At 40.1% G+C, this 4,656-nt stretch carries 4 protein-coding genes; 3 read left to right on the top strand and 1 reads right to left on the bottom strand.

Annotation, left to right across the window (positions count from 1 at the left end; genetic code table 11):
* Nucleotides 1-141: 141 nt before the first annotated feature.
* The 3 genes from ACYQ21_RS14645 (at nt 142) to ACYQ21_RS14635 (ending at nt 1,875) form a co-directional block, all read left to right on the top strand.
* The gene (locus tag ACYQ21_RS14645; RefSeq protein WP_460059335.1) at nt 142-732 is read left to right on the top strand and encodes a peptidylprolyl isomerase; all 591 of its coding nucleotides are present in this window, start codon (nt 142-144) and stop codon (nt 730-732) included.
* Between the two features lie 3 nt (nt 733-735).
* A complete protein-coding gene (locus ACYQ21_RS14640; RefSeq protein WP_460059334.1) occupies nt 736-1,128 on the top strand; it encodes a CvfD/Ygs/GSP13 family RNA-binding post-transcriptional regulator in 393 nt (130 codons plus the stop codon).
* Nucleotides 1,129-1,266: 138 nt separating this feature from the next.
* The gene (locus tag ACYQ21_RS14635; RefSeq protein WP_460059332.1) at nt 1,267-1,875 is read left to right on the top strand and encodes a TVP38/TMEM64 family protein; all 609 of its coding nucleotides are present in this window, start codon (nt 1,267-1,269) and stop codon (nt 1,873-1,875) included.
* An 11-nt stretch (nt 1,876-1,886) separates the two neighbouring features.
* Here the strand turns inward: ACYQ21_RS14635 and ACYQ21_RS14630 are convergent, their stop codons facing one another.
* The gene (locus ACYQ21_RS14630; protein ID WP_460059330.1) at nt 1,887-4,466 is read right to left on the bottom strand and encodes a YfhO family protein; all 2,580 of its coding nucleotides are present in this window, start codon (nt 4,464-4,466) and stop codon (nt 1,887-1,889) included.
* Nucleotides 4,467-4,656 lie beyond the last annotated feature (190 nt).

Below are 4,656 nucleotides of genomic sequence, written 5' to 3'. Positions count from 1 at the left end.
AGCAAAATCCGTGAGTCCATTCCAGAACTATTATCTCTGAGAAACGGCTCAGTAGTCAAGTGAAAATTAATATCAATTAGGTAAAAATCGTAGTGGTTAATCACTACTAGAATATATTATACGAGGAAAAATAACATGACAATCACTTACCCACAAACAAATTTAGCAAACTATGCTGGTACAGTTGCAATAATCCACACGAATCTTGGAGATTTGACGGTTAAATTATTTGACGATGTTGCACCAAAAACAGTAAAAAATTTCCTTGAATTGGCCGGAAAAGGCTATTATAATGGTGTTATTTTCCACCGCATCATTCGCGACTTCATGATTCAAGGTGGCGACCCAACTGGTACAGGCATGGGCGGAGAATCTATCTATGGTGAAAAATTCGAAGATGAATTTTCAGAAAATGTCTTCAATATCCGTGGCGCTCTATCCATGGCGAATGCTGGTCAGAATACGAATGGCAGCCAATTTTTCATCGTTCAAAATGAAAACCTGCCTTACGATAAATCCGCCCTTATTAAAGGTGGTTGGCCAGAAGAAATTGCTGAAATCTATACAGCTGGTGGCACACCTCATTTGGATGGCCGCCACACTGTTTTCGGTCAATTAGCCAATGCAGAAAGTTTTGAAACACTCGACCGCATTGCAAAAGAACCAACAGGTTTTCAAGACAAGCCAGAAAATGATGTGGAAATCATCAGCATTGAGGTAGAGGCAAAATAAACCATGAGTGATAAACCTATAAAAATTGGGGATATGATTAAAGCTGAAATTACAGGCTTGCAAAAATACGGTGCCTTTGTCAAATTTGGCAAACATCGTGGCTTGATTCATATTTCAGAAATTAAATCTGGATATGTTGCAGACATCCATGATGTGATTGAGGTTGGTCAAATATGCCAAGCACAGGTGATTGATGTTGATGAATTTAATGGTAAGATTTCGTTGAGTTTGAGAACTCTCGAAAAACAGCCACAAACACATCACATGCAACGCAGATTTCACTTTAGTAATCCGACCAATAAAATTGGCTTTCAGCCTTTTAAAGAACAGTTAGTCGATTGGACAAAAGAACAAATGACCTATTTAAAAGGTCGTAAGGAAGATATCACTGCTTAAATTCTTAAAACGATAATAAGCGACAACTTGCCATTATTGGAGCCTTGCCCCGTTTTGGCTTAGTCATTTTGCGCAAATAATGAAAATAGAGGCAAGCAAGACTTTCAAATAAGGTAAATAGGATGGGAAAAGAAGGATATGAATGAAAAGGTTTTAAAAATCGTCCAGAAAATTTTTAATGTCATCTCAATTCTAGGGATTGTTGCTTGTTTGATTGGCGGTTACTACCTTTATCGTATCGATATTTTACGTGATCCTCAGGCGCTATCAGAGTTAGTCATGGCGCACTACATTTTAGGACCTTTCATCTTCATTGGGCTACAAATTATTCAAGTTGTGATTCCGATTATTCCAGGCGGCATTACAACTGCAGCAGGGGTTATGATTTTTGGCCCCTATACAGGATTTCTGTATAACTATGTTGGTATTGTCATCGGCTCAATCATTCTTTTTCATATGGGGCGTGTTTATGGTGCCATCCTTGCTAAAACCTTTATCAAGGAAAAACACTATAATAAGTACATGGGTTGGGTTGAGAAAGGGCAAAAAAAGTACGATATTTTGTTTTTTATCGCCATTCTATTTCCTGTCGCACCTGATGATGCCTTGGTATTAATTTCCAGTCAGACTAAAATGACATGGAAATACTTTCTTTTCACGATATTTGTTGCCAAACCTTTACCGATTTACCTCTATTCTTATCTGCTTATCCATGGCGGTGGCTTTCTTGCCAATCTACTCACCTAAACAAAAACACATCAGTCGACTTTCTCTTGACGGATGTGTTTTTTGTTATAACAGTCATAAGAGATGAAGCTAATCAAAGCGAGAACAAAGCAGAGTCCACCAAGTTTAAGACCCTGTGGCACAAAACTAAGCTTGACCGTATGCGTTCCCTTAGTTATCGGAACGGTCATGAAACCAGTCTGCGCCTGCTTGATTTTAATCGGCTTGCCATCTACTGTAGCAGACCATCCCTTGTCGTAAGGGAGTGTGAGGAATAAATCGCCGTTGGACTTGGCAGCAACGGTGGCTTCAAGACCATTCTTAATGGCTTTGGCGGTGACTTGATTGGTCTTGAGTTGATGAATTGTCGCCGTATAAGTGCTGACTGGCATGCTCCAGAATTCTGTCGTGTCAAAATTAACATAACGATTTTCTGGAAAAGTCAGCGTAATATCAACGGATGTCGCCTGTTCAAAATAGCCAAGGTTGATAAAAGCGCCAGTATCATTGGTATTGATAAAGGTGGTGCGACCATTGATGCTGACTTTGATATATTCAGCATCGGCGTTTTGATAGGAGACATCAGCTAGTTTGAGATAGGCTTGCCCGCCTGCGGGAGCTGTGACTGTATAGGAGAGAGTGATGTCATCACTACCTTTCTGAGTCAGTGTTACACGACCCTTTCCACCAGTAATCGTACCAGTTGTCGTTTCTTTATTGACATAAAACTGTTTGAAAAATGTTTCGTTTGTGCCTGCTAATTGATTGACAAATTTGGTCTGATTTTCAAGGCTATTTTTATCTGATAATTTGACATCTTTATAGCCCTTTTCAACAAAAATAGCTGGTGGTAAGGCATAAGAGTTCTGGGTCAGATTGGGAACATCTGCATGAGCGAGGTTAAAACCATATTTATCAGGTTGACTTGTATTGAGATTATAACGGATATTGAAAATTGAATCCATCAGCAAGGTATTTAAGGGATAGCGAAGATTGAGATTGGTACCTGTTGATTGAAAACCGAGTAGATTGAGTGTGGCTGAGGACTTACGGTTTCTTACAGAAGAAAACTGTCCCAGAGACTTATAGCCATATTTCATGCCATCGTTGGCAGTATCTGGCTTGGTTTCATCCATCCGATAAAAATCAGTATCAGCAGCAATCGCTTTGGCGGCAGGTTGAATTTTCTTAGTCTGCTCATTATAAGCAGTCCGAGAGGCATAGTGCCATTCTTCAGAGATGCCATTGAGCTGATAATAGCCATTAATGCCTAATTCGAAAATCATGAAAATGGCAATGAAAATCGGGAAAGTATTTGGCAGGAGCCATTTTTTTCTATCAGCAATGAGGATAATGAGATAAGCTAGGGCGAATAATAAGGTTAAGGAGATATTAAGGTTTTTAACATAGCTATAATGTCGGCTGAGGACTGTTGCCGTAAAGCCTGCTGTTAAGAAAAAGACAGTGAATCCAAGCCAACGGAGTCGAATTTCAGACAGTCGTGTCAATGTCTCAGCAGCCATGAGCATGATTAAGAGGCTAAAGACAAAACTATAACGATGGAGGAACATATTCGGTGTGTGCATGCCTTGCCAAAAGAGGTCAAGTGGGCGCAGATAGAATGAGGCGATGATGAAGCCGAGTAGGGCAGTATAGGCAAACTTTGTACGCAGGCGGATAGATTTGGTGGTAAAGAGTAGGCTTGCGAGAAGGAGCGGGAGCAGACCGATGTAGAGTGTTGGGACGGCGCCGTACTGGGTGGTGTCATAGCTTGCAACAAAGTTTTTGGCTAAGACATCAAAATACCATGACTTTTCTGTGAATAGTTCTGTGATTTTGGTAAAGCTTTCACCGTTAGCTTTTAAATCCAGATACATAGGTAGAATCATGATAAGGCTGGTGCAGCCTGCTAGGAGTGAAGTGATGGCGAAATCAAGGCATTTACGGAAAGACCAGCCGTCAAAGCTGAGTCTGACTAAGAAATAGCCGATGAGAAAGAGTGCTATCATAAAACCAAAATAGTAGTTTTGAATGAAAAGTAGGGTCAGACTGATGTAATATAGTCGGCGTTTGCCGTTTGCCACCATACTATGGAGACCGCAAATGATGAGGGGCATCCAGATGAAGGCATCGAGCCACATGATGATTTCGGACTGATTGACGATGAAGCTCATGAGGGCGTAGGCACTGGATAAGCTGATAATGAGCCAATTTGATAGGGAGCGGTACATTTTTTTGAAAGAGACAAAGCCAGATAAGCCGATGAAACCAAATTTAAGTAAGGTGAGGAGATAGAGACCATCAGGCATATTTGATGCGTTAAAAAAATAGGTCAGCGGCATGAGTAGGCTACCTAGATAATAGGACGAAAAACTCAAAAAATTAAGCCCTAAACCACTGGTAAAAGTATAGAAAAATCCTGAACCGTGGTGTAAAATATCGGAAAAGAGGGCGTGAAAAGCGACATACTGGTGGTAGGCATCGCCTGCTAAAACGGTTTTTTCGCTTCCCCAATAAATACCCAGAAGGGCAAACGTGATGCCCATCATAAGGAGGGGAAGAAGGAAACTGACACTTAACGCTAATTTATTTTTTTTGATAAATGTTACCATACGTTTATTGTACCATCTTTTTAAAAAATATAGAGGAGAGATTGTAAGAAAAAGTTTTGCTTACACGGTCGTTTCATAAACTTTTTATTACGTCAGTCAATATCTTCTCATTCACCAAGCATTGCAATAGATTCTGCTTGACACTACCCCTTTTATTTACTTGTTTCAAATAAGTACGATGAGCTAAAAT

It is taken from the genome of Pseudolactococcus yaeyamensis (assembly GCF_054658615.1).
The sequence above is the reverse complement of the archived record's forward strand: the minus strand, read 5'-3'. Positions and strand labels throughout refer to the sequence as shown.